Raw genomic sequence first — 21,546 nt, forward strand, 5'->3', positions numbered from 1 at the left:
CCTTAAAGACCGAATGGAGAGACAGATGAAAGTATTGAGTGCCGAAGAGACCCGCGAGGCGTTGCCGTTCGACGGGCTGCTCGACGCCTTGGACAAGGGGTTCAAAACCGGGGCGGAGGTGCCCTTGCGGCATCATCATGCGATGGGGGACGATATGCTGTTGCTCATGCCCGCCTGGCAATCCGAGGGCTGGGGCGGCGTCAAGATCGTCAATGTGCATCCCGGCAATGGCGCGCGCGGGCTGCCTGCCGTGGTGTCGTCCTATATTTTGTTCGACCGCGAAACCGGGGTGCATAGGTTGATGTTGGATGGGGCGGAATTGACGGCGCGGCGCACGGCGGCGGCCTCTGCCCTTGCGGCGAAACGCCTCGCGCGTCCGGACAGCCGCAAATTGCTGATCGTGGGGGCCGGAGCCGTCGCCGCCAATCTGGCCGGCGCCTATCACGCCGCGCTGCCGATTGAGGAGATCACGGTCTGGGCCCGCAATCTCGCCGCCGCCGAAGCTTTGGCGCAGCGGTTTGTCGCGCAAGGCTATAAGGCAAAAGCCGCCGCCGATCTTGAGCGTGCGGTGTCTGCGGCGGATATCATCTCTTGCGCCACGCTCGCGCGTGAGCCGATCCTCAAGGGCGCATGGCTTAAACCCGGTCAGCATGTCGATCTCATCGGCTCTTTCACGCCCGCAATGCGCGAAGCCGACGATGAGGTGATGCGACGCGCCAGGATTTATATCGACACCGAGCATGCCAAGGTCGAGAGCGGCGATATCGCCATCCCGCTGGCGACGGGCGTCATCCGGGAAAGCGACATTGCAGGCACATTGGAGGGGCTCTGTCGCGACGATCTTTTGCCACGGCAAAGCGCAGAGGAGATCACCCTGTTCAAAGGTGTCGGCTCCGCAATCGAGGATCTGTCCGCAGCCCTTTTGGCGGCGGATCGCGTGCTCAGGTGATCCGCCCACGAATGCAGAGAGGGCTTGCCTGATCTGGCGCGCAGGCGTATCGAACAGCGCATGTTTACAGTCTGTGCGCTCTATCACTTCACCCGCTTCGAAGACCCCGCCGCCCTGCGGTCGGGTCTGTTGGATCTTTGTCTGGCCGAGGGCATCACCGGATCGCTTTTGCTGGCGAAAGAGGGGATCAACGGCACGGTGGCAGGCCCCACGCCCGCCGCGATTGAGCGCCTCGTTGCGCATATCCGTAGCCTGCCGGGCTGTGATGATTTCGAGTATAAACTCTCGACCGCCGCCGAGCAGCCGTTCAACCGGATGAAAGTGCGGCTCAAGAAAGAGATCGTCACCATGGGGCAGCCCGATGTCGACCCGAAAGCCCGGGTTGGACACTATTGCAGCCCCGAAGAATGGAACGAATTGATTTCGGCGGATGACGTCGCGATCATCGACACGCGCAACGATTACGAGGTGCAGATCGGCACCTTCAAGGACGCCATCGACCCGAAGACCAAGAGCTTTCGCGAGTTCCCGCAATGGTGGGAAGAGAACAAGGAGCGGTTCCACAACAAACGCATCGCGATGTTCTGCACCGGCGGTATCCGTTGCGAGAAATCGACGAATTTTCTGTTGGGGCAAGGCATCGAAGAGGTCTACCACCTCAAAGGCGGTATCCTGAAATATCTCGAAGAGATGCCGCAGGACGAGAGCCTGTGGGAGGGCGAGTGTTTTGTCTTTGACCAGCGCGTGTCCATCGGGCACGGGTTGACCGAAGGACCGCATGAGCTGTGTCACGCCTGCCGCCGTCCGATCCTGCCTGAGGACAAGCTGCGCCCGGAATACGAGGACGGCGTGTCCTGTCATCAGTGCATCGATGAAACGGATGAGGACCGCAAGGAGCGGTTCCGGGAACGCCAGAAACAGATTGCACTGTCGAAGGCGCGGGGCGAAAAACACTTTGGTGCGTAGACACGCATTGATCCAAGTGAAACGACCGGAGGACGCTGTGTCGAAATCGGTATTTCAAACGCTGAAATATGTGAGTTTGGTTGCAGCTCTCGCACTCGCACAGGTTTTCCTTGTCAGTGAAAGGGGGCAGGCCATGAGCCAATCTCAACGCAATATTCAATTCACATGTTCCGCAGAGCAGACAACAGAAGCCTCCACCTGTGACTTGGCCAGAGAGGCCCTTGAGCATGTTCTGCCAAACGGGTTTGCCCTGACAGATCAGCGGGCACAGGCCCGCCTCGACGTCACCTTGAGAGAAACGCCCCTCGGCATCGTCATGTCCATGGACTATGAGCCCACCGATGGCGGTGGCATTTCAGAAACGCGAGAGTTGTCCATCATGGACCGAGCGGGCGGAAACACCGCAGGACTTTACAAACGTTTTTTCGAACGCAGCTTTGCATCGCTTTTCGAATGAAACCTGCCCCGTTGCGCAGATAAGACTTACACATTCAAAAACATTTAAATTGTCCGTTTAATATCTCGCCAGAAAAGAAAGAAGCACTTATTAATTCAGGCAGGTTTATTCATCGCATGTGGGGTGTGGGAATCGACCGATGGTATAACGGCGTACTGCTTGTGCGGAGTAATTGAGGGAAAATTTATGTGTGGAATTTGCGAGGCTTTTAGGCCGACTGACGATGACTGCGTGTATGAAGACAACGCGACCTATGCGACGATCACCGAAGGGTCGGATGCAGCCGCGGGAACGAATACAAACTACACCATGAGCGTCGGGGATACGTTTTCCGGCACATTGTCCTCCAACAGTGACGTGGATTGGGTCGAGATCAACCTGACCGCTGGTGAGACCTACACTATTTCAATGGACGGATCCGGCACACTGCCGGACACCTATCTCTATCTTTATAATGCATCCGGAAATCTGGTGACCGAGAACGATGACGGTGGTCCAGACTATTACTCGGAAATCACCTTTACCGCGACATCGAGCGGCACATATTACATTGGCGGCGCGGCTTACTTAGATGGTTCAAGCTATGGCGCTTATACGATTGATGTGGAGACGGCCGAACCCGTTGCGGAGGGCTCGCTCGACGAGTTGGCAGATTATCTGACCGATGGCTTTTGGGGCAGCTATGGCGGGGACTGGCGGTCGTTTAACACCTCCAGCTCGAATGTGATCACGGTCAATATCAGTGACCTGAACGCGACTGAGCGGGACCTTGCCCTCGCAGCGCTTGAATCGTGGGAAATGGTTGCGGATGTCTCCTTCTCCGTCACGACCTCAACCGGCGCAGACATCATGTTCTACAATGATGACAATGGCAATTCGACATCCCTGAGCGCCTATTCCACCTCGGATCTGAGCGGAAATACAATCAATTCTTCCGACGTCGTGATCACCAGTGGCTGGGTGAATTCCTCCATGGGCGATGAAATCGGCACCTATGGGTTTCAGACATATATCCACGAGATCGGTCATGCTCTGGGTCTGGGGCACCAGTCCGCCTACAACGGATCCGCAAACTTCCCCTCAGACGCAGATTTTGCCAATGACAGCTGGCAAATGTCGATCATGTCGTATTTCTCGCAAAGCGAAAATACGAATGTGTCCGCCAGTCTGGCCTATCTCGTCACGACGATGATGGCCGACATCCGCGCCATTCAGAACCTCTATGGGGCCGCCGGCGCGGGCTCAGTGACGTCTGGCGACACCATTTGGGGCGTCGGCACCAATCTCACCAACTATCTCGGTGATCTGTTCAACGACTGGGAAAATGGGACGAATACCGTCTACTCCGGCGACCCAATTGCCTTTACGATCTACGATGCCGACGGGACCGATACGCTCAACTTGAGCATCTCCACCTCGGATGACCGGATCGACATGCAGGACGGCACATTCTCTGACGTGGATGGTCTGATCGGCAATGTCGGCATCATGGTCGGCACTGTGGTCGAGAATCTCTATGCGGGCTCAGGAAACGACGACATCACCGGCAATTCGGCCAACAACGAGATTTACGGCGGTGCCGGGAATGACACGATCCGAGCACTGGATGGAGACGACATCGTCGATGGCGAAGGCGGCTCCGATATCGTTTATCTCGGCGACGGCGCAGACCGTTTCAATGGCTCTTCCGACATCGACGGGGACACGGTTTATGGTGGCACGGGTGGTGATATCATTTCCGGCGGATCGGCGATGGACGAATTGCGCGGCGAAGATGGCTGGGATCGCATCTACGGCGGCGATGGCAACGACCTGATCGTCGGGGGCCAAGGGAATGACCGTCTCTATGGCCAAGACGACAACGACAGCATGTATGGCGAATCTGATGATGACATCATGTACGGCGGCAATGGTGCGGATTGGATGTCCGGGGGGACCGGCGACGACCGTGTGTCGGGTGATGCCGGTGACGACGAACTCTATGGCGGAGACGGCAACGACTACGTCTATGGCGGGACGGAAAACGATACGATCTACGGCAACGGTTCCACGGATCGCCTCTACGGTCAGGACGGCAACGACACGATCTTTGGCGGGGCCGGACGGGATTATATCTACGGCGGCGACGGCTCCGACCGCGCGTCTGGCGAAGATGGCAACGACATCATGTTCGGCGGCGCCGGATATGACCGCCTTTGGGGTGGAACCGGTTCGGATTCGATCAACGGTGAGGCGGGTGTAGATCGTCTCTATGGTCAGGACGGTGACGATACGCTCTCTGGTGGTGAGGATGCCGACTATCTTTATGGCGGCAACGACAACGACACCCTGTCCGGAGACTCTGGTGCGGACATCCTAAGCGGTGACGCGGGTATCGATCAACTTGACGGAGGCACCGAAGGGGACCGTCTCTATGGCGGTACGGGGGATGACACCCTGATCGGGGGAGGTGGGTATGATCGCCTCTACGGCCAGGACGACAACGACACCCTCTATGGCGGTCAAGGCAATGATTACCTCTACGGCGGCGATGGAAACGACACGCTTTATGGCGGCACCGGGGATGACACCCTGGTGGGCAATGCCGGTGAGGATACATTTGTCTTCAATGAAGCGGCTCTGGGAACAGATATCATCAACGATTTCACATTGACCGAGGATACCCTGTCCCTGTCCAGCGATCTCTGGGGGGGTGCCAACCTCACGGGAAGCCAGGTGGTCTCGACCTACGGATTTGTCAGCAACGGCGATCTGATTCTGGATTTTGGTGACACCACCATCATCCTCAGCGGTGTGACAGACACCTCCGGTCTGGCCTCTGATATCAGCATCCTTGCTTAATTCAAAAATCTCGGCGCGGCCTTTTAATGTCGCGCCGGGCGTTCATATCTTGTCGGTTCGTCTGACCGATTAAGACGGGTTCAGACGAACACGAAGTCCAGATCACCCGCCTCGGAGAGCGAGACACCGCTCAGAATCAGGAGCCCCTCTCTGCCCGCGACGGAGATGACCAGATCGCCCTGATCGTTGCTGGAAAAACTCAAATCGCTCTTGACAACACCTCGCGCAAACTCCACGTCGTCCAGGCCCAGCTCAAAGTCTGAGATTGTACTTTGACCGGACAGGTCATCGAAGACGAATCTATCCGCACCAACGCCGCCTTCGAGAAGGTTCATCCCTGCACCTCCGGAGAGACGATCATTTCCCGCGCCGCCATAGAGCGCGTCATCACCGGCGTCTCCAAGCAGGGTATCGTGATCGTTCTCACCATACAGCGTGTCATTGCCATCACCGCCGTAAAGGTAATCACGCCCATCGCCGCCCAGGATCGTGTCGTCGCCTTCTTGCCCATAGAGACGGTCCCAACCCGCCTCGCCGTAAAGAGTGTCGTTTTCGAGACCACCCCAGCCGCGATCCCCATGTGCACCGCCGTAAAGAGTGTCACTCCCATCGTTCCCGGAAAGAATATCGTCATCATCGCCGCCGAGGATCACGTCATCTCCGTCGCCACCGTAAAGGTAGTCACGCCCCGCCCCGCCCCGCCGGAAATATAATCATTGCCGGCTTGGCCATAGAGCCGATCCCAACCGTCATCGCCATAAAGCTGATCGTCGTCATCGCCGCCGTAAATGCGGTCTCCGCCGGACCCGCCATAAAAGATGTCTTGGCCACCACCACCGGCAATCACATCCCGACCGCTGCCGCCATACACCGTGTCGTGGCCATGAGTGCCCCCCTGGCCCTCATCGAAGAACCAGTCATCCCCATCCGAAAGATAGACGGTGTCACGACCACCTCCGCCATAGACACGATCGTTTCCCGCCCCGGCATCTATGAAATCGTATCCGGAATCTCCGTAGATCTCATCGTCGCCGTCACCGCCGTACAGCATATCGTCCCCATCGCCGCCATAGATGAGATCATTGCCTTCGTAGCCGATGAGAACATCATTCCCCTCTTGTCCCATGAGCGTGTCGCCTAAGACACTTCCCTCGATATGATCATCTTAAGCGCCGCCGATCAGCGTTCCGACCGAAGCAATTGCCGGACGATCAGGCCCCAGAAAAGCGGTCGCAATGATGGCATCGAAATCAATGTCATAGCCATCATCGGAAAAAACATCGATGTATTCGCCATTGACGATCAGGCGTATACCTCCAGCCAGGTAGGACCAGCTCACGGCATCCTCGGAATAGGCCATGGTGTAGTCGGAGAGATCGAGGCGATCATCACCGATGTTAAAATCCGTAATCGTATCGGTTTCGCCATCCTCGCTGGTGACAAAGATGTCATTGCCATAGCCCCCGGTCAGGCGGTCTGCGCCGGCACCATCGACCAGGACATCGTCGCCGTTTCTTCCATTCAGCGTGTCATTACCCGCCCCCCCCTGACAACAACTCGCCGCCGGACGTTCCCTCAATCGTGTCCGCTCCATCTCCCCCCCAGAGGGGCGTGGACCACCGATCCGCGTCGAAAGACAACCTGACCGTACCCGCCTGCGTTTCTGAGGAGACATAGATCGACACGCCATCAACGGTGACATCGATGGCCAGACTATAGGGATCGTACAGCGGCATCGAGGCGTAGGCGGAGAGGTTTTCAAGCAGAATAAGCTGTCCGTCCTCCGTCATAGTGAACAGGCTCAAGCCATTGTCCGCGCCAGCCGCGATCACGAATCCCATCCCGTTCAGGGTGAAGGCTTCCACATGAGATGCCGCTCCGAACTGTGTCTCTCTGGTGTCCAGCACATGGTCGACCGCATCGAGCACGCCGTTCGCATCCATGCTGAACACGGTTAGGGACCCCGAACCGGGCGAGGCCACGACGACATATGTTTGTCCACCAATCTCAAGCGTCGTGAAGTCTTCGGGCAAACCCATGCCGACCTGATCAATAGCGCCCGTCTCGGACACTGATGTCGCCGTCTCAGTGATCGGATCATAGAGATAAGAGAGCACATTTCCGTCTGACTGATCCAAAGCCAGAATGATAAGTCCCGCATCGGTTTCAATATAGTCGATCGCGGAGATGTCGCCCTGGAAGATGACCGTAGAGTGCTCTGAGACAAGATCGGCGCTCTCCTGTGCGACATGAAACATGCGCACATAACCATCGGCGCCGACGCTGATCAGGCTGGCCACATTGCCGCCGTCCGACAGGGTCAGGAAACTCCGGACATCGGCCATTTCCGTGGCCGAGCTTGGCAGGATTTTTGGGGAAAGGAGCGCGCCATTGTCCGTAAGTTCATAGGCGAAAACGTCGCCCGAGTCAGAGGCTCCGACGAGCACATAATGCGTCCCACCGATATCTACGATCACGGATTGAGATGTGTGCAGGCTGCGCAATCCAACACCAAAGCTCTGTGTGTCGATCAGCGTTAGACGCCCATCCGCCCCCACAGAATAGCTTGCCATGCCACCGTTTTCGCCAGACAGGGTAACAAGAAACGACCCGCCAGACGTCTCGTATAAAATGTATTCGGATATATCGTGATCATAGACGACATCACCGACTGTCTGTGTGTCTTCATAAAGAAAAGACGACATGGCCAACCCCATTTTTACCCATGTCCGATGTTGAAGCACTAGGGTTACGCAAGCCTCACTCAACTGCATTGCAAATGTGGCATTCCCAGAGAAATTTAACAAAATGCGATGGCTTGGCCCCGCATCGGGCTCGGGCTAAAGTCGCATAAACTCGAGAGCAGGAGATCGACCATGAGACCGGCGGTGACCATCATAATGCCTGTCTTCAATTGTGGCCCCTACCTTCCCGAAACACTTGAGGCCGTGATCGCGCAAAGTCATGAAAACTGGACCCTGCTTGCCATAGACGACAAATCCTCGGACGATAGCGCCTCGATTGTTGCGCAGTATGCGGCCACCGATCCGCGCATCAGATTGCTGCGTCACACAGATCAAAAAGGCGCAGCGGCGGCGCGCAATTCCGGATTGGAGGCCGTACAAACCTCTTGGATCGCGTTTCTTGATGCAGATGATATTTGGACAGAGACAAAGCTCGCAACACAACTGACCTGGCTTGAGCGTCAGGGGCATGGTTTTGGTGCCACAAGCTACGGGGTCATTGATCGGGATGGACGCCCTTTGGCGACTCGGCACGTTCCGCCGCGGATCGACTATACGCAACTCTTGCGCGGCAATCCGATTGGGACATCGACGGTCATGATCCATGACTCTGTTTTGAACGGGCTGCGCTTTCCCGATCTGAGGCGTCGTCAGGACTACGCACTGTGGCTGCAATTGGCCCAACGAGGAGTGGTCTGCCACGGGCTGGATACCCCGTTGACATTATACAGACGCCGACCAGATGCACTCTCGGCCGCGAAGTTGCCCTCGGCCTTGGCAACACGCCATGTCTACCGGATGCTCCCGAACCTGTCTCGTCTTGGCGCATTGAAAGCCTATAGCACCTACTTGTGGCGCACCGGGCTTAAGCATCTCGGATGGGTCGATTATTGACGCTCTGCGTTCGAACCACCCACAAGCCTCACTGTTTCCCAAAATGTCACGCCCCAAAGGACGTAGAGCACCAAGAGCGCTTTTGCCTTGCGTCTGAAAGGCGCCTTTTTGCGGAGAAAACGCCAGGTTTGGCGGAAAGGCGGGACACAGGAGGCCAACACCCACAACATCCGGCGTCCCATTGTGCCCGCCCGAATTTGACCACCGCGCACGCGCCTCGCTTTTGTGATGACTTCGCTGGCCGTCGTGCGGGCCGGATGGACCACCCGGACCTCATCAGCGTAAGCGATCCCGAACCCCGCTTGGCCGGCTTTGCGGCAAAACGCGGCATCTCCCCCGGAAAACCGCCTCTCATCAAAACCGCCGACAGCTTCCAACACGCTGCGCGCGACACCCAGGTTGGCGCAGGCCCCATAGCCCCGCGAGACGTAGTGTTTTTGCGGGATGCCCCGGATGATGTCATACGCCGCCCATAGGGTTTCACGGGCAGGCGTGTCCATGTCGATACGCCCCGCCCACAGGGTCTTTGGGTCCGTCGTCAGCCGCAACAAAAGGCCTTTCAACCAATCGGGATCGGGCAGACAATCGGCATCGGTAAATGCCACAAAGGGCGTCATGGTGGCCTCGATCCCCACGTTCCTTGCGGCATAGGACCCCGGCGTGAGACAAACGATCATACGGGCGTTCTGTGCGATCTCGGCGACATTTAATCCCGCCGGAGGTGGCTCGTTCGCGACAACAACAATCGTGTATCGACGTGGTGACAGCGTCTGCGCGGCCAAGTTTTGCAAGAGGCGAGACAAACCATCCCACTGACGATATACGGGAATTATAACCGATATATCCGCCACCTGTTCCAGCGCCTCTTTCACTGTCTTTGCCCTTGCTCAGCATTTGTTATCTATTGGCAACAAATATCAGGGCCGATAGCTTTCGGACCTGAGGATAAAGGAATTCAACCATGACAGAAACATCTTTCGAGCGCCTGAACGCCGTACAAGCTCTCAAATCGCGTGGCGATTTTTCCAATTGGTCCTCTGTCAAAGATCGCCTGACCCCACAGGCATGGCCGAGCCTGTCACCGTCATTCAAAGTGCCCGCCAAAGCAAAGGTCTTTACCATCGGAAGCTGCTTTGCCCGCAACATCGAAGAGCATCTTGCGCTCTTGGGGTTTCAACTTCCGACCTTGGACTTCTCCGTCCCCGAAGAAGAATGGAGCGGCAAGAGACGCAACGGCATTCTCAACAAATACACGCCCGCGACGGTCTGTCAGGAAATCGAATGGGCCGCCGAAATCTATGAGCGCGGTACAGGCTTTGTCCCTCAAGATGCGGACCCGATGCGGTTCGAAACCCGTGATGGCAAGGTGATCGACCTTCACCTCGGCGGCTTTGTGCCCGTCACAAAAGAGCGGTTCATTGCCCGCCGTCGCGCCATCTATGAGCTCTATGTCGAAGCTTTCTCCTCTGATCTCGTGGCACTGACGTTCGGTCTGACGGAAAGCTGGGTACATCGAGACAGTGGGCTTCACATCCACCAAGCGCCTGCCACACGCGCCATGCTGCGGGATGCAAAAAACTACGACTTCATAAATCTCGATTACGAGGCCTGTCTCGACTGCATGAAACGCAGCGTCGAGACCCTGCGGCGCCTCAATCCCGATGTCATGATCATCACCACTGTCTCGCCCGTGTCCCTCAATGCGACATTCACCGAAGCCGACGTCATCATTGCAAACAACCTGTCAAAGTCGACATTGCGCAGCGCTGTCGGAAAAATCGAGCGGCTTTACGATCGGCTCGACTATTTCCCGAGCTATGAAAACGCAACTCTTTCGCCGCTGGAAGATGCCTATGAAGCAGATCTGCGCCATGTTCGGGACGGGTTTGTCGGCAAGATCGTCAAACAATTGATCGCGCATTATTTCGAAGTCACCGACACAGTTTCTAATCTGGTGCAATCCGCCGCGGTCGCCCTCGGGTCCAATCTCAAGGCTGAGGAAAGCGATGCTTTCATCACGCTTTGCGATAGCGTGACACAGTTTGAAACGCTCTCGGACGATCAATTGAATGTCTACCTGCGCAGTCTGTGGCGTTTGAACCGGAAGAAAGCCATCAAAGCTGTCGCAAAGGAAATCATGGCGCGCGAAACCAGGCTTCATCGGCATCTGCGGGCCGTTGCCCATATCTTTCCGCGGTGTGGTCTCGAGCGCGAATTGCGCGCCTACGCCAAGGATATTCTTGCCGTCGATCCGAACAATCCGATTGCCCTCAAGTGGGTCGCATAGGGACCACTTCTCGCGAGATGGGCAGGCTCTTTGGCCTGCTCATGGCGCAAGAGGGTCACTGTTTGGAAAAACGTTCCATCAGATCGAGATAAGCATCCGCGACGCGGTTCGGGTCGTAAGCCGAAAGGTCCACAGGCCCATTCGACACGGCTTTCTGCGCATTGAGCGTCTCTGAAATGGCTTGGATCAGGCCGTTTTTATCGCCCAAGGGCACCAGACGGCCCAAGCGGCCGTGATCCAGAATTTCCGCAGGACCAGAGGGGCAATCCGTTGCCACGACAGGACATCCCGCAGCGAGGGCCTCCGCGAGGGCCAGTCCAAATCCCTCCCAACGAGACGTCGACACAAACACGTCGGCATGCGTCATATAAGGCTCAAGATCCGGAAGGTGCCCGGCAAAACAGATGTCTTGGGCATAGCCGGTTTCTGCCGCGAGGATTTCAAGCGCCCCCCGCAAGGGACCATCGCCACAGATGAACAATTTGAGTGGCCGCTGGGCGCGCAACTCCGCGAAGACCTTAAGCAGAAGCGCATGGTCTTTCTGGGGAACAAGACGCCCCACCGACAACAGGATCGGCACGTCCTCTTGGTGCCAGAAAGGGTGATCTGGACGTAACGCTGGGGTGGCGCCCAGTGGAGCAACGGGATTGTAAATCACCTCTATCCGCGCCGTCTTTGGCAAGTAGCGCGTCAAATCCCGCGCCACGCCTTTGGACACCGCGACGCATACATCGGCGTAGGGGCTAAGCCTGTAAGCGCAGCGCATCAAAAGCTTCATCGAACGGCTTTTATGCGCCAATTCCATCGTCTGTTCGGTGTGAAACGTCCACATCAGATGACAGTGCTTTTGACGCGACAACAGCTTTGCCGCCAAAAACAAAAGATCTGTATAGGCCCGCCCTGAAATTACAGCATCCGGGCGATTTTCGGACAGGTAACGCACCGCATGCGGCAAAGATCGACGCGTGCGCCTGCCAAACCGGACAACATTCAACCCATCTGGCAATTCCAGAGTAAGCTCTGCATGGTTGGTCAGAACCAGATCAACCCGATGACCACGCGCCAGAAACACCTTTGCAAGCACGAGCAGCACGCGGCGTATGCCACCGTTCGTCATCGCCCCCGCCACCAAGCAGATATGTTTCTGCGTCTCCACAGCTCAGGTTTTTGCCAAATGGCGGCTGAGTTGCAAAAGAAATTCCGGGTGCAAAGTATCGCCGAAAAGGTAGTCAGACGCCAAAGTGTCGGAAAATAAGGGCTCATGCGACGACAAAAGCGGCAAGAACTCCCTTTTGAGCAATTCGTTGGCATCGGAGAAACTCCGATGAAACGCCTGCATATCTTCAAGGTCTTGATAAAGGCTCCGTTTTGGCATGTCTTTCAGGATGGCCTTGAGACTGCCGCGGGAGATTTTGTCGACCATATCTCGCAGACCATTCGTCGACGCGCTGGAATCCGCCATCATGCGCTTCAAAACCACCAAATCTGGAGGCAGTGACGCATTCTCGCGCGGCGCGGCCGTCAGCCCCGAGAGATCGACATCGATCAAGGTCCCAAAACTTTTCAGCACATCCTCACTCTGAACAAAATCCTCAAATCGAAGCAGCCGGAGTATTCCGAACCCTTCGCGCCACGCGCGCGCCTGACGCAGATAGTCAAAGCGCTGCCAGTGTTTTGCGCGAAATGTTGCAAAGTCCGCGTTATATCTGCTCGTCTTGACGTGTTCCTGATAGAGGGACATGCCGTAGTCGATCTGTCGGCGTACCGCCATGACAATTTCGATATTGTCGTGATCGAAGTGATGTCTCAGGTCATTGATATAGGCCTGGCGCGCCTTCCAATACGGCTCTGGCTGCCCTGGAATTTTGCGCGGATTGCCGTCTTTGGTCAGATCGATGTGACGGAAAAACGCCTCGGCGCTCAGGATGGTGACGTCATAATCTCTGGCGCGGCGCGACACTTCGGCGAAAAAGCGAATGGCCTGTTCACGGGACATGTCCGGGTGTGCTTTTGAAAACGCGTTTGCGATCCCGATATGGGCGTAGTGCCCTTTCGCACCGATCAGATCGTAATCCGGGTAGAGCACGCCCCGCTCGAGCAAAACCTGCCGATTTCTCGACAAACCACGTTGGATCGACGTTGTCGCGGTCTTATGCGTTCCGATGTGAATAATAAGACGGCCCATGTTCAGACCTCCGCATGTGTTTTTTTGCCGTGGATGGCCTCTTCCCAAAGGTCGAGCACCTTGTCTTCCCTGAAACGCTCAAGTTCCTCAAGTCCTGCTTGACTGAGGCGTGCGCGCTCTTCGGGATCGCGCATGAGGCGCGCGAGCGCTTGCGCCAGATTTGCGCTGCGGCGTCCTTCCGCAGGCACGAAAACGCCACTGACCTGATCGCGCACGATGAAATTGAAGCCTGAGCAATCCTCAAATCCGACGACGGGCAAGCCATGGGCGAGGGCCTCTGTGATCACCAGCCCGAAGCCTTCAAATTCGGCCGGGTGGGCAAGGATCGCACTTTCGAGATACACCCTTTCCATACTCTTAGAGTGGCCGCGCAAATGGACCTTCTCGGACAGCCCAAGCTCTTTGATCTGTTGCGCAAGCTGCGCTTCGATCGGGCCAACCCCGTAGATATCACAGCTCCAATCCGGAAATTCTTCCTGAAGATCGGCCCAGGCTTCGATCAAGAGATGATGCCTTTTGACATCCGCCAGACGTCCAACGGAGACCACTTTTTTCGTCCGCTTCGCCGTCGCGATCTTTTTGTCCGGCACCGGTTTGACCGCATTGGGCATGACCAAAAGACGATCGCGCAGCGCGGGATCGAACCAATTGCAAAACTCTGGCAAAAGCGTCCCGATCCCGTCGAAATGTTCCAAGGCACTCTTGCGCAGGCGCCGATCCACAGGATTTGGATCCCATCGCTCCCTGTTGTCGAAATCCTGCTCCGGGACATTGTGCAGCGAGGCAAAGCGGCGCGGTTTATACTTTGGTTTTGCATGACCGAGTGCCGTGACGGCGGGCGGCAAGAATGCGATCACGACATCCGGCTCAGTGGCATCAATGTGACGCGCGAGCCTGCGGCGAAAGCCTCCGTGCTCGCTCCACCACTGAAGATGCGCCAGGCCCGGAAGATAGAGCCTGTTTTTGTGAAACACGTTCTGCAGGCGTCCCCAAAGGCGCTCGATACGGGTCCGGTTTTTGTCGCGCGGATAAAGATTGGTGTGAATGATACCTTTGCGCAGCGGGTAGAACGGTTTCTTGCCGCGATGCTCGTGAGAGACAAGTTCAACCGCATAACCACGATCATAAAGCGCATTTGCCGTGTCAATCAGGACGCGTTCGGCCCCCCCGCTCCGGAGGGCGAGCTTTTGAATGACAAAACACACCTTTGTGCCGCGCATAATTCTTTGCTCTGACACCTCATCCCTTCCTTTTAGGCTTGTTCACGAGAGCCAGAAGCATATCCGGGAAAATAAGATCCGAAAAACGCTTGAGCTGCGCCTCGTCCGCAGGCAGATCAAAGTGCAACTCCTCCGTCACGAAGCTATCCAGTTTATTGACGATGAAATCCTGTGCCCGCTTGCGCGAGAGTAGGAGACCGAACTGGCGCACATAGTCGACCAGATCATCCGCCAGTTTTTCGCTAAACATATTGACTAGGCAGCGTTCATTCAGACGCGCGACATCCTTTAGCTCGATCCGACGCAAAGGTTTGTACTGCATCCCTTTGACGGGCAAAATACGTGCCTTTACATCCTCTTCTGGCCCCAAAACGTCCAGAACAACCGGCTCAACCACCAGCGGAATGTCTCCCAGCTTTTCGACAAACGCGGACAGAAACCGCTGAAGGTGCATGGCATTCTGCGCACTTTCGAGTGCAGATGGAAAAATCATGACGGGAATCTCTTCCGGTTGATATTCCGCCTCGATCGCGAAAATCGAGGTTTCCAGTCTGCGATCGTCATCCACGTTCAAAAGGCGTTCGTGATAATACCGACCCGCGTTGCCCGAATACCAAGGCATCAGGAAAACCCGATGGTTGGGCCCCAGCAGATTTTCAAAGAACTGAGTATCCAAGTGCTTTGGCAAAAGCACGTTGCGACGCCCCAACACAAGACACACGTCCATCTCTTACCCTTTCAAAACGAATTTCTTGGCACGGTAAGCCGCATAATGCGGATCGGTGAAAAAGGCGCCTAATTGATATCCAAGTGCCCCGAACCTTTCGCCATTGTTGCGCGCGAACCTGGCCGCCACAAAGTCGGCTTTGACTCGTGTTCGACGCGCGAAACCGCGACCATGGCCCAGAAGGGCAGCATGATGTTTCGCGAAAATCGTATCGTAGCATTGGCGTATTTCGCGCGCGTTCCGCCCGATGTCCGATTTGAAATAACAGCATAAAGGCGCATCAGTCCCGGGGGAGACGATCCGCCCCCCTGCGCGCACAAAGGACAGGAAAAAGTCCAGATCCTGAAGACGTGTCAGCCGTTCATCGAAACGGCTTGCGAGTGTGAAAGACTCTCTCGTGCCCAGCAAAGTCCAAAGATATGCCCGCAGACGATCCCCCGCAAAAAGGTCTTTCAGTTGATTGCCTGTGGTATCCTGAACCACTTTGCGCCGGCGCCGCCCGACCCATTGCCAGTCATAATGACAGCTGACCCAGATCGTATCGATATCGGCGCCCTCGAAGTGATGTCTGAATATCGTGTTGAACTGATGCTCCGTCTTTTCCGGATACCAGATGTCGCCAGCATCCAGCCACGCGACAAACCGGGCCTCCGCCGCCTGCAAAAGCGCATTGCGGGCTTTCGGACGGCCCAGGTTCTGGGGACTGCGAATGAGGTCGATATCCAGCGGGCTATCTTTAACGATCTTCTCCACCTGCGCCAGATTCTCCGCGGTCGACCCATCGTCGAACAGGACAACACGTTTTTTGCCCCGCCAAGTTTGATCTGCCACAGAGGCAAGTGACATCTGCAGGTCTTCCGGAGCGTTGTAATGTGGGATGAGGATATCAAGCATGCTGCATCTCGTTTGTCTGTTCTGGGACGCGTGAGCGTGATCCCAAAGCGAACGGCTAGTAATCCGTCGCTTTCATATTTGTTTCGTGATGCGCGATGGCGTCTTGAATGTCGTCGAAGAAGTTCAACTTACCGTTCTCAAGAACCGCCCCACAATCACAAAGTTCGCGCACCATACGCATATTGTGGCTGACAACGATCGCGCCGCTGTCTTTCAGTCTTTCCCGGATCAGGGCACTGCTTTTTTGACGAAAAGATGCGTCGCCAACAGACGTCACCTCGTCGATGATATAGGTGTCGAACGGGATTCCCACGGAGACCGCAAAGGCGAGACGCGCCTTCATCCCAGAGGAATATGTGCGTACCGGCATATGGAAATGATCGCCTAGCTCGCAAAAATCCTTGACGAATTCGAGCAACTCATCGGTATCCACCCCGTAGACGCGCGCCACGAAGCGGGTATTTTGCGCCCCTGTCAAAGCCCCGTGAAATGATCCCGAATAGCCGACGGGCCATGACACAGACCCTTCCAGAACGGCACGTCCCCAGTCCGGGCGCAAATTCCCGGAAATCATGCGCAAAAGAGTGGATTTCCCCGCTCCATTCCGCCCAATGAGTGCCAGGCTTCGATTTGACGGCAAGTTCAGAGAAACATCGTTCACGATATACTTTGTATGCGTCTTTAACTTGTAAGCTTTCGTCAGATGCTCAAGGCGAACCATGCCCTAGACCCTTTCGCGCAGGGAATAGTAGATCAAGACACCAACGAGCCATATGAAGAAGGCAAAGAACAAGGTGAGCCCCGTGATCATAAGGCCTTTGGGCGCCTCTGCGGTTTGTGCCAAAGTCGGTCGGACATGCGCGGCCAGATATCGGCTTTGCTTTTGCGCCTCTGCCTGAGCCGCATCGAGATTTGCCAGAGACTGGATATAGGCTTGCTCTGCAAATTGGACTTCGACGTTCAATTCTTCGAACTGGCCCATCATCTCTGCGTAGGCTTCTGTCTGGCTTCCTTCGACGTGCCCGAATTTTCCGCGCTGCAATTCGATCTGCTCTTCAATGACTTGAATCGTGCCATCCAGGCGATCCAGGCGGGGATCGGGGCGCGACGTTGTCAACTCCAACAGCCCCCGATCAATCAGGGAACTCGTCAGCTGTTCCTGGAGCGAGGTAATCACTCCCATCTGACTTTGAAAATCGAGATCAGGGTCAATGATCTGTGTTTCGTTCCTGAACTCCGCCAGCCGACGGCGGGCGAGTTTCAGGCGATCGACGGATCGTTCGAGATCTATCTCAGCATATTTCGTCGCATCCGACCGCGCCGCATTCGAGAGATCGTTGATCATCCGTCCACTGCTTTTGAAGGCCACTTCCGCGATGGTTTTCGCGTCTTGTGGAGCAAAGGCTCTTACCGACAACTCGATGATACCGCCACCGCCGTCATAAGCGATTTCTGTCATGTTGTTCCAATAGGTGACGAGTTCCTCCACGGAGGCCTCGGGCCGCAAACAGTAGAGCGGATCAAAAGCGTCATCCGGGCAAACGTAATAGTGTCTGAGACCGAGCTCTTCGTCGATCTCTTCCACAAGTTGCTGACTTTTCAGAAAATCATAGAGAATGTCACTGTCCAAAGTGTCCGCGCCAGTGAGGTTGCTGATGCCTCCCAAAAGTTCGATCGCTGGCGCGCTTTGCACACTTCGAACGGAAAAGGAAACGCGTGAAAAATACTGATCTCGTGCAATTGCGCCCATGTAGACACCGATCAGAAGAGTCGGCAGAAGCACGCACATCACAAAGCTCAGCGCGAGGAAGCGATGTCTGTTTTGCACCTTCGCTGGACGCGCGACGGGCCGCACAACAATGGTCGGTGCGACAGGAGCATCGGCTGGCTTTCGCCTTCCGCCTTTCGGAGACTCTGGCATCTTTTTTTCTTCTTCGCTTGCGGCCAAGACTTCCATGCTCCTCGGATGCTGTTCGTTGATCCGTTTATCGTCTTATCGTAGTAAATAAAATAATAAAGGGCGATGCATGTCCTGCAAATACACGCTAAAGGCGAACGGCACTCCTCTCGAAAAGCAAGGAAAGATGTGGGCAAGGTGAAATCGCAGCACTCCATGTTACGGCGGTCCGGCTCCAGTATTGGCGCACTGATGGTCCGGGAAATGAGCTCGAATTATGGTAAGGCACCCGGCGGCTACATTTGGGCGATCCTCGAACCCGTGGCCGGTATCGCGCTTATGACGATCCTGTTTTCATTCGTCTTTCGCAGCCCACCTCTGGGCGCACATTTTGCCTTGTTCTACGCGTCTGGCGTACTTCCGTTTTCATGCTATCGGGATATTTCTTCGAAAATCGGAAAGTCCATCTCCTTCAGCACAAAGCTGCTGTCCTACCCCGCTGTCACTTTGGTCGACGCCATTTTGGCACGGCTCGTTCTCAATGTGCTCACCCAATGCCTTGTCGCCATTTTGGTCCTGGGTGGCATATTTCTATTTTCTGACGTGCAGACCGTGGTGAATTTTCGTTGGATTTTCCTCGCGTTTCTTTCAGTTTTTTCCGTTTCTTTAGGGATCGGGGTAATGAACACTTGGTTGTTCAACCGCTTTCCTGTGTGGGAGCAAATATGGAATATTTTCAACAGGCCCATGTTTCTCTTGTCATCGGTCTTTTATTTGTTTGAAAGCACGCCTGAACCCTTTCGCAGTTTTCTTTGGTTCAATCCGCTCGTGCATTCTGTCGGGCTCATGCGACGCGGCCTGTATCCAACATATGAGGGCAGCTTTGTCTCGCTCACCTATGTATTCGGCGTTTCTCTTGTCCTGACGGCATTCGGGCTGGCCATGCTCAAAGGGCACCAAATCGATACTTAAAATGAAACACCTTCCCCCTGAGGTATCAGGGAAAAGGTGCAAGAGTTTAGGATTTTTGAGGAGCGCGTAAATTACGCGTCGAGGTTCTCCACATTCAGCGCGTTGTCCTGAATGAACTCGCGACGCGGCTCCACCACATCGCCCATCAGCTTGGTGAAGATGTCGTCGGCTTCGGCGAAATCGTCGATTTTCACCTGCAAAAGCGTCCGGGCATCAGGGTCCAGCGTGGTTTCCCAAAGCTGATCCGGGTTCATCTCGCCCAGACCTTTATAGCGTTGAATCGAAAGACCTTTTTCACCCTCTTCCAGGATCGCATTCAACAGATCAATAGGTCCGTAAATCGCTGTCTCACGGTCTTTTCGAACCAATTTCGACGGATCGGTGTACCGCCCATCAGTCGCCTTGACCTCTTGGTTGATCCGCCGCGCTTCGCCACCACGAAGGATCGCACCATCAAGCGTGCGGACCTCTTCGACACCGCGCAGAACTCGGGTCAGACGGATGCCGACATCCTGCGTCGGACGGCCGGACCAGCCGCGTTCATATTCCACGGCGATCATGTCGAGGCGCTTGGCCACAATCTCAGCCGTGCCCGGCAGATCAGCATCCACACGCCCCGGTTCGAACGCGCCGGCAAGCGCCGCTTGTTCCAGGATGTGACGCGGATAATGGGTCGGGAAGGCTTCGAGGATACGTTTGAAGCTCCGCGCGCCTTCGACCACGCGCGCAAGATCGGCGCCCGCAATCTCTTCGCCGGATTTCAGGCGCAGCACGGCCCCTTCGACGCCTTGCTGGATCAGGTAATCCTCCATCGCACCTTGGTCCTTGAGGTAGACCTCGGACTTGCCGCGCGCCACTTTGTAAAGCGGTGGCTGGGCGATAAACAGGTGCCCGGCTTCGATCAGTTCCGGCATCTGGCGGAAGAAGAACGTGAGCAGAAGCGTGCGGATGTGTGCGCCATCGACGTCCGCATCGGTCATGATGACGATCTTGTGGTAACGCAGTTTTTCGAGCTTGAATTCATCGCGCCCAATCCCTGTGCCAAGCGCCATGACAAGGTTGCCGATCTCTTGCGAGGACAGCATCCGGTCAAATCGCGCGCGCTCGACGTTCAGGATTTTACCTTTGAGCGGCAGGATCGCCTGTGTCTGGCGGTCCCGGCCGGTCTGCGCGGAGCCACCAGCGGAATCCCCCTCGACGAGGAAGACTTCGGTCTTGGACGGGTCTTTTTCCGAACAATCCTTGAGCTTGGCGGCGTTGAAATCCATGTCGAGCGCGGATTTACGACGCGTGAGTTCGCGGGCTTTGCGCGCCGCTTCACGGGCCAGCGCCGCCTCGACGATCTTCGAGACGATCATCTTCGCCTCTGCCGGGTTTTCGTCCATCCATTCGGTGAGTTTTTCACTCACGAGGTTCTCGACCGCAGGCCGCACCTCGGAGGACACAAGCTTGTCCTTGGTCTGAGACGAGAATTTCGGGTCCGGCACTTTGACGGACAAGACGCAGGTCAAACCCTCACGCGCGTCATCGCCCGTGAAACTAACCTTTTCCTTTTTCGCAATTCCGCTTTCCTGCGCGTATTTCGTCAAGGTCCGAGTCAGCGCGCCACGGAAGCCCGCGAGGTGCGTGCCGCCATCGCGTTGCGGGATGTTGTTGGTAAACGGCAGGACGTTCTCGTGGTAGCTGTCGTTCCACCACATCGCGACCTCGACCCCGATGTCATCGCGTTCGCCGGTCACGAAGATCGGGTCCGACATCATCCCCGTTTTGTGACGGTCGAGATATTTAACGAATTCTTTCACGCCACCGTCGTAATGCAGCTCGGTTTTAAGCGGTTCTGCCGGGCGGTGATCTTCGAGAATGATCCGCACGCCGGAATTCAGGAAAGCCAATTCGCGAAGACGCTTTTCCAAGGTCTCGAAGGAGTATTCGAGGTTGGAGAAGGTGCCTTCCGGGTCGTTGGTTTTAGCAGAAGCCAGAAAGCGCACTTCGGTCCCGGTTTCGTCGCCCGCGTCCCCGATCACTTCGAGATGCTCGGAGGTTTCGCCTTTGACGAATTTGGCCTTGTGCACCTTGCCGTTGCGCCAAACCTTGAGTTCCAGCCATTCAGACAGCGCGTTCACCACGGACACGCCCACGCCGTGCAGACCGCCGGAGACCTTGTAGGAATTGCTGTCGAATTTGCCGCCGGCGTGAAGCTGGGTCATGATGACCTCGGCGGCGGAAACGCCCTCTTCTTGGTGCATGTCAGTCGGAATTCCGCGCCCGTTGTCGCGCACGGAGACCGAGCTGTCCTTGTGAATGATCACGGTCACATAGTCGGCATGACCGGCCAAAGCCTCGTCAATGCCGTTGTCCACAACCTCGTAGACCATGTGATGCAGGCCAGAGCCGTCGTCCGTATCCCCGATATACATCCCGGGGCGTTTGCGAACGGCCTCCAAGCCTTTGAGAACCTTGATGGAATCTGCACCATATTCGGAGGACTGCTGCGGCGTTTCGGACATGCGGTT

At 56.0% G+C, this 21,546-nt stretch carries 20 protein-coding genes; 7 read left to right on the forward strand and 13 right to left on the reverse strand.

Features of this window, described 5'->3' with window-relative positions; genetic code table 11:
• The first annotated feature begins 25 nt into the window (after positions 1 to 25).
• The 4 genes from HCZ23_RS07290 (at position 26) to HCZ23_RS07305 (ending at position 5,213) form a co-directional block, all read left to right on the forward strand.
• The gene (locus tag HCZ23_RS07290) at positions 26 to 949 is read left to right on the forward strand and encodes an ornithine cyclodeaminase family protein (RefSeq protein ID WP_167601062.1); all 924 of its coding nucleotides are present in this window, start codon (positions 26 to 28) and stop codon (positions 947 to 949) included.
• A gap of 60 nt (positions 950 to 1,009) precedes the next feature.
• Positions 1,010 to 1,915, forward strand: coding sequence for a rhodanese-related sulfurtransferase (locus tag HCZ23_RS07295; protein WP_167601063.1), 906 nt, complete (start codon positions 1,010 to 1,012; stop codon positions 1,913 to 1,915).
• Positions 1,916 to 1,952: 37 nt separating this feature from the next.
• Complete coding sequence (locus tag HCZ23_RS07300) at positions 1,953 to 2,372, forward strand: hypothetical protein (RefSeq protein ID WP_167601064.1); 420 nt, start codon at positions 1,953 to 1,955, stop codon at positions 2,370 to 2,372.
• Positions 2,373 to 2,603: 231 nt separating this feature from the next.
• The gene (locus HCZ23_RS07305; RefSeq protein ID WP_167601065.1) at positions 2,604 to 5,213 is read left to right on the forward strand and encodes a M10 family metallopeptidase C-terminal domain-containing protein; all 2,610 of its coding nucleotides are present in this window, start codon (positions 2,604 to 2,606) and stop codon (positions 5,211 to 5,213) included.
• 80 nt (positions 5,214 to 5,293) lie between these two features.
• Here the strand turns inward: HCZ23_RS07305 and HCZ23_RS18300 are convergent, their stop codons facing one another.
• From HCZ23_RS18300 to HCZ23_RS07325, 4 genes are read right to left on the reverse strand one after another with little or no spacing between them, the layout of a single operon-like run.
• Complete coding sequence (locus tag HCZ23_RS18300; RefSeq protein ID WP_167601066.1) at positions 5,294 to 5,866, reverse strand: calcium-binding protein; 573 nt, start codon at positions 5,864 to 5,866, stop codon at positions 5,294 to 5,296.
• The gene (locus HCZ23_RS07315) at positions 5,863 to 6,339 is read right to left on the reverse strand and encodes a calcium-binding protein (RefSeq protein ID WP_167601067.1); all 477 of its coding nucleotides are present in this window, start codon (positions 6,337 to 6,339) and stop codon (positions 5,863 to 5,865) included. The genes HCZ23_RS18300 and HCZ23_RS07315 overlap by 4 nt, the downstream gene beginning before the upstream one ends.
• A gap of 39 nt (positions 6,340 to 6,378) precedes the next feature.
• Positions 6,379 to 6,792 (reverse strand): hypothetical protein, encoded by a 414-nt coding sequence (locus tag HCZ23_RS07320; protein ID WP_167601068.1) that lies wholly within the window; start codon positions 6,790 to 6,792, stop codon positions 6,379 to 6,381.
• A complete protein-coding gene (locus HCZ23_RS07325; RefSeq protein ID WP_167601069.1) occupies positions 6,746 to 7,786 on the reverse strand; it encodes a hypothetical protein in 1,041 nt (346 codons plus the stop codon). The genes HCZ23_RS07320 and HCZ23_RS07325 overlap by 47 nt, the downstream gene beginning before the upstream one ends.
• 303 nt (positions 7,787 to 8,089) lie before the next feature.
• Here HCZ23_RS07325 and HCZ23_RS07330 point away from each other — a divergent pair, with 303 nt between their 5' ends.
• Positions 8,090 to 8,851, forward strand: coding sequence for a glycosyltransferase family 2 protein (locus HCZ23_RS07330; protein ID WP_167601070.1), 762 nt, complete (start codon positions 8,090 to 8,092; stop codon positions 8,849 to 8,851).
• Here HCZ23_RS07330 and HCZ23_RS07335 read toward each other — a convergent pair.
• The gene (locus tag HCZ23_RS07335; RefSeq protein ID WP_167601071.1) at positions 8,845 to 9,723 is read right to left on the reverse strand and encodes a glycosyltransferase; all 879 of its coding nucleotides are present in this window, start codon (positions 9,721 to 9,723) and stop codon (positions 8,845 to 8,847) included. The two genes, HCZ23_RS07330 and HCZ23_RS07335, sit on opposite strands and share 7 nt — an antisense overlap.
• A gap of 89 nt (positions 9,724 to 9,812) precedes the next feature.
• Here HCZ23_RS07335 and HCZ23_RS07340 point away from each other — a divergent pair, with 89 nt between their 5' ends.
• Positions 9,813 to 11,138: a GSCFA domain-containing protein gene (locus HCZ23_RS07340; RefSeq protein WP_167601072.1), complete on the forward strand. Its 1,326-nt coding sequence runs from the start codon at positions 9,813 to 9,815 to the stop codon at positions 11,136 to 11,138.
• Positions 11,139 to 11,193: 55 nt separating this feature from the next.
• Here the strand turns inward: HCZ23_RS07340 and HCZ23_RS07345 are convergent, their stop codons facing one another.
• From HCZ23_RS07345 to HCZ23_RS07375, 7 genes are all read right to left on the reverse strand, one after another.
• Positions 11,194 to 12,294 carry a glycosyltransferase gene (locus HCZ23_RS07345; protein WP_167601073.1) on the reverse strand — a complete coding sequence of 367 codons (1,101 nt, stop codon included), beginning with the start codon at positions 12,292 to 12,294 and terminating at the stop codon, positions 11,194 to 11,196.
• Positions 12,295 to 12,297: 3 nt separating this feature from the next.
• The gene (locus tag HCZ23_RS07350; RefSeq protein ID WP_167601074.1) at positions 12,298 to 13,224 is read right to left on the reverse strand and encodes a hypothetical protein; all 927 of its coding nucleotides are present in this window, start codon (positions 13,222 to 13,224) and stop codon (positions 12,298 to 12,300) included.
• Between the two features lie 101 nt (positions 13,225 to 13,325).
• Positions 13,326 to 14,543, reverse strand: coding sequence for a glycosyltransferase (locus HCZ23_RS18305; protein ID WP_167601075.1), 1,218 nt, complete (start codon positions 14,541 to 14,543; stop codon positions 13,326 to 13,328).
• Positions 14,544 to 14,562: 19 nt separating this feature from the next.
• Positions 14,563 to 15,270, reverse strand: a complete 708-nt coding sequence (locus HCZ23_RS07360; protein ID WP_217703140.1) for a hypothetical protein — start codon at positions 15,268 to 15,270, stop codon at positions 14,563 to 14,565.
• Positions 15,271 to 15,273: 3 nt separating this feature from the next.
• A complete protein-coding gene (locus HCZ23_RS07365) occupies positions 15,274 to 16,164 on the reverse strand; it encodes a glycosyltransferase family 2 protein (RefSeq protein WP_167601077.1) in 891 nt (296 codons plus the stop codon).
• 55 nt (positions 16,165 to 16,219) lie between these two features.
• Entirely contained in the window at positions 16,220 to 16,885 is a 666-nt protein-coding gene (locus HCZ23_RS07370) for an ABC transporter ATP-binding protein (protein WP_167601078.1), read from the reverse strand.
• Between the two features lie 3 nt (positions 16,886 to 16,888).
• Positions 16,889 to 18,121, reverse strand: a complete 1,233-nt coding sequence (locus HCZ23_RS07375) for a hypothetical protein (protein WP_167601079.1) — start codon at positions 18,119 to 18,121, stop codon at positions 16,889 to 16,891.
• A gap of 129 nt (positions 18,122 to 18,250) precedes the next feature.
• Between HCZ23_RS07375 and HCZ23_RS07380 the strand changes: the two genes are divergently transcribed.
• A complete protein-coding gene (locus tag HCZ23_RS07380) occupies positions 18,251 to 19,033 on the forward strand; it encodes an ABC transporter permease (protein WP_368487308.1) in 783 nt (260 codons plus the stop codon).
• Positions 19,034 to 19,104: 71 nt separating this feature from the next.
• On the opposite strand, the gene gyrB is transcribed toward HCZ23_RS07380, so the two are convergent.
• Positions 19,105 to 21,540 (reverse strand): DNA topoisomerase (ATP-hydrolyzing) subunit B, encoded by a 2,436-nt coding sequence (gene gyrB, locus HCZ23_RS07385; protein ID WP_167601080.1) that lies wholly within the window; start codon positions 21,538 to 21,540, stop codon positions 19,105 to 19,107.
• Between the last annotated feature and the right edge of the window lie 6 nt (positions 21,541 to 21,546).

It is taken from the genome of Celeribacter sp. HF31, assembly GCF_011806455.1.
Classification (GTDB): Bacteria; Pseudomonadota; Alphaproteobacteria; order Rhodobacterales; family Rhodobacteraceae; genus Celeribacter.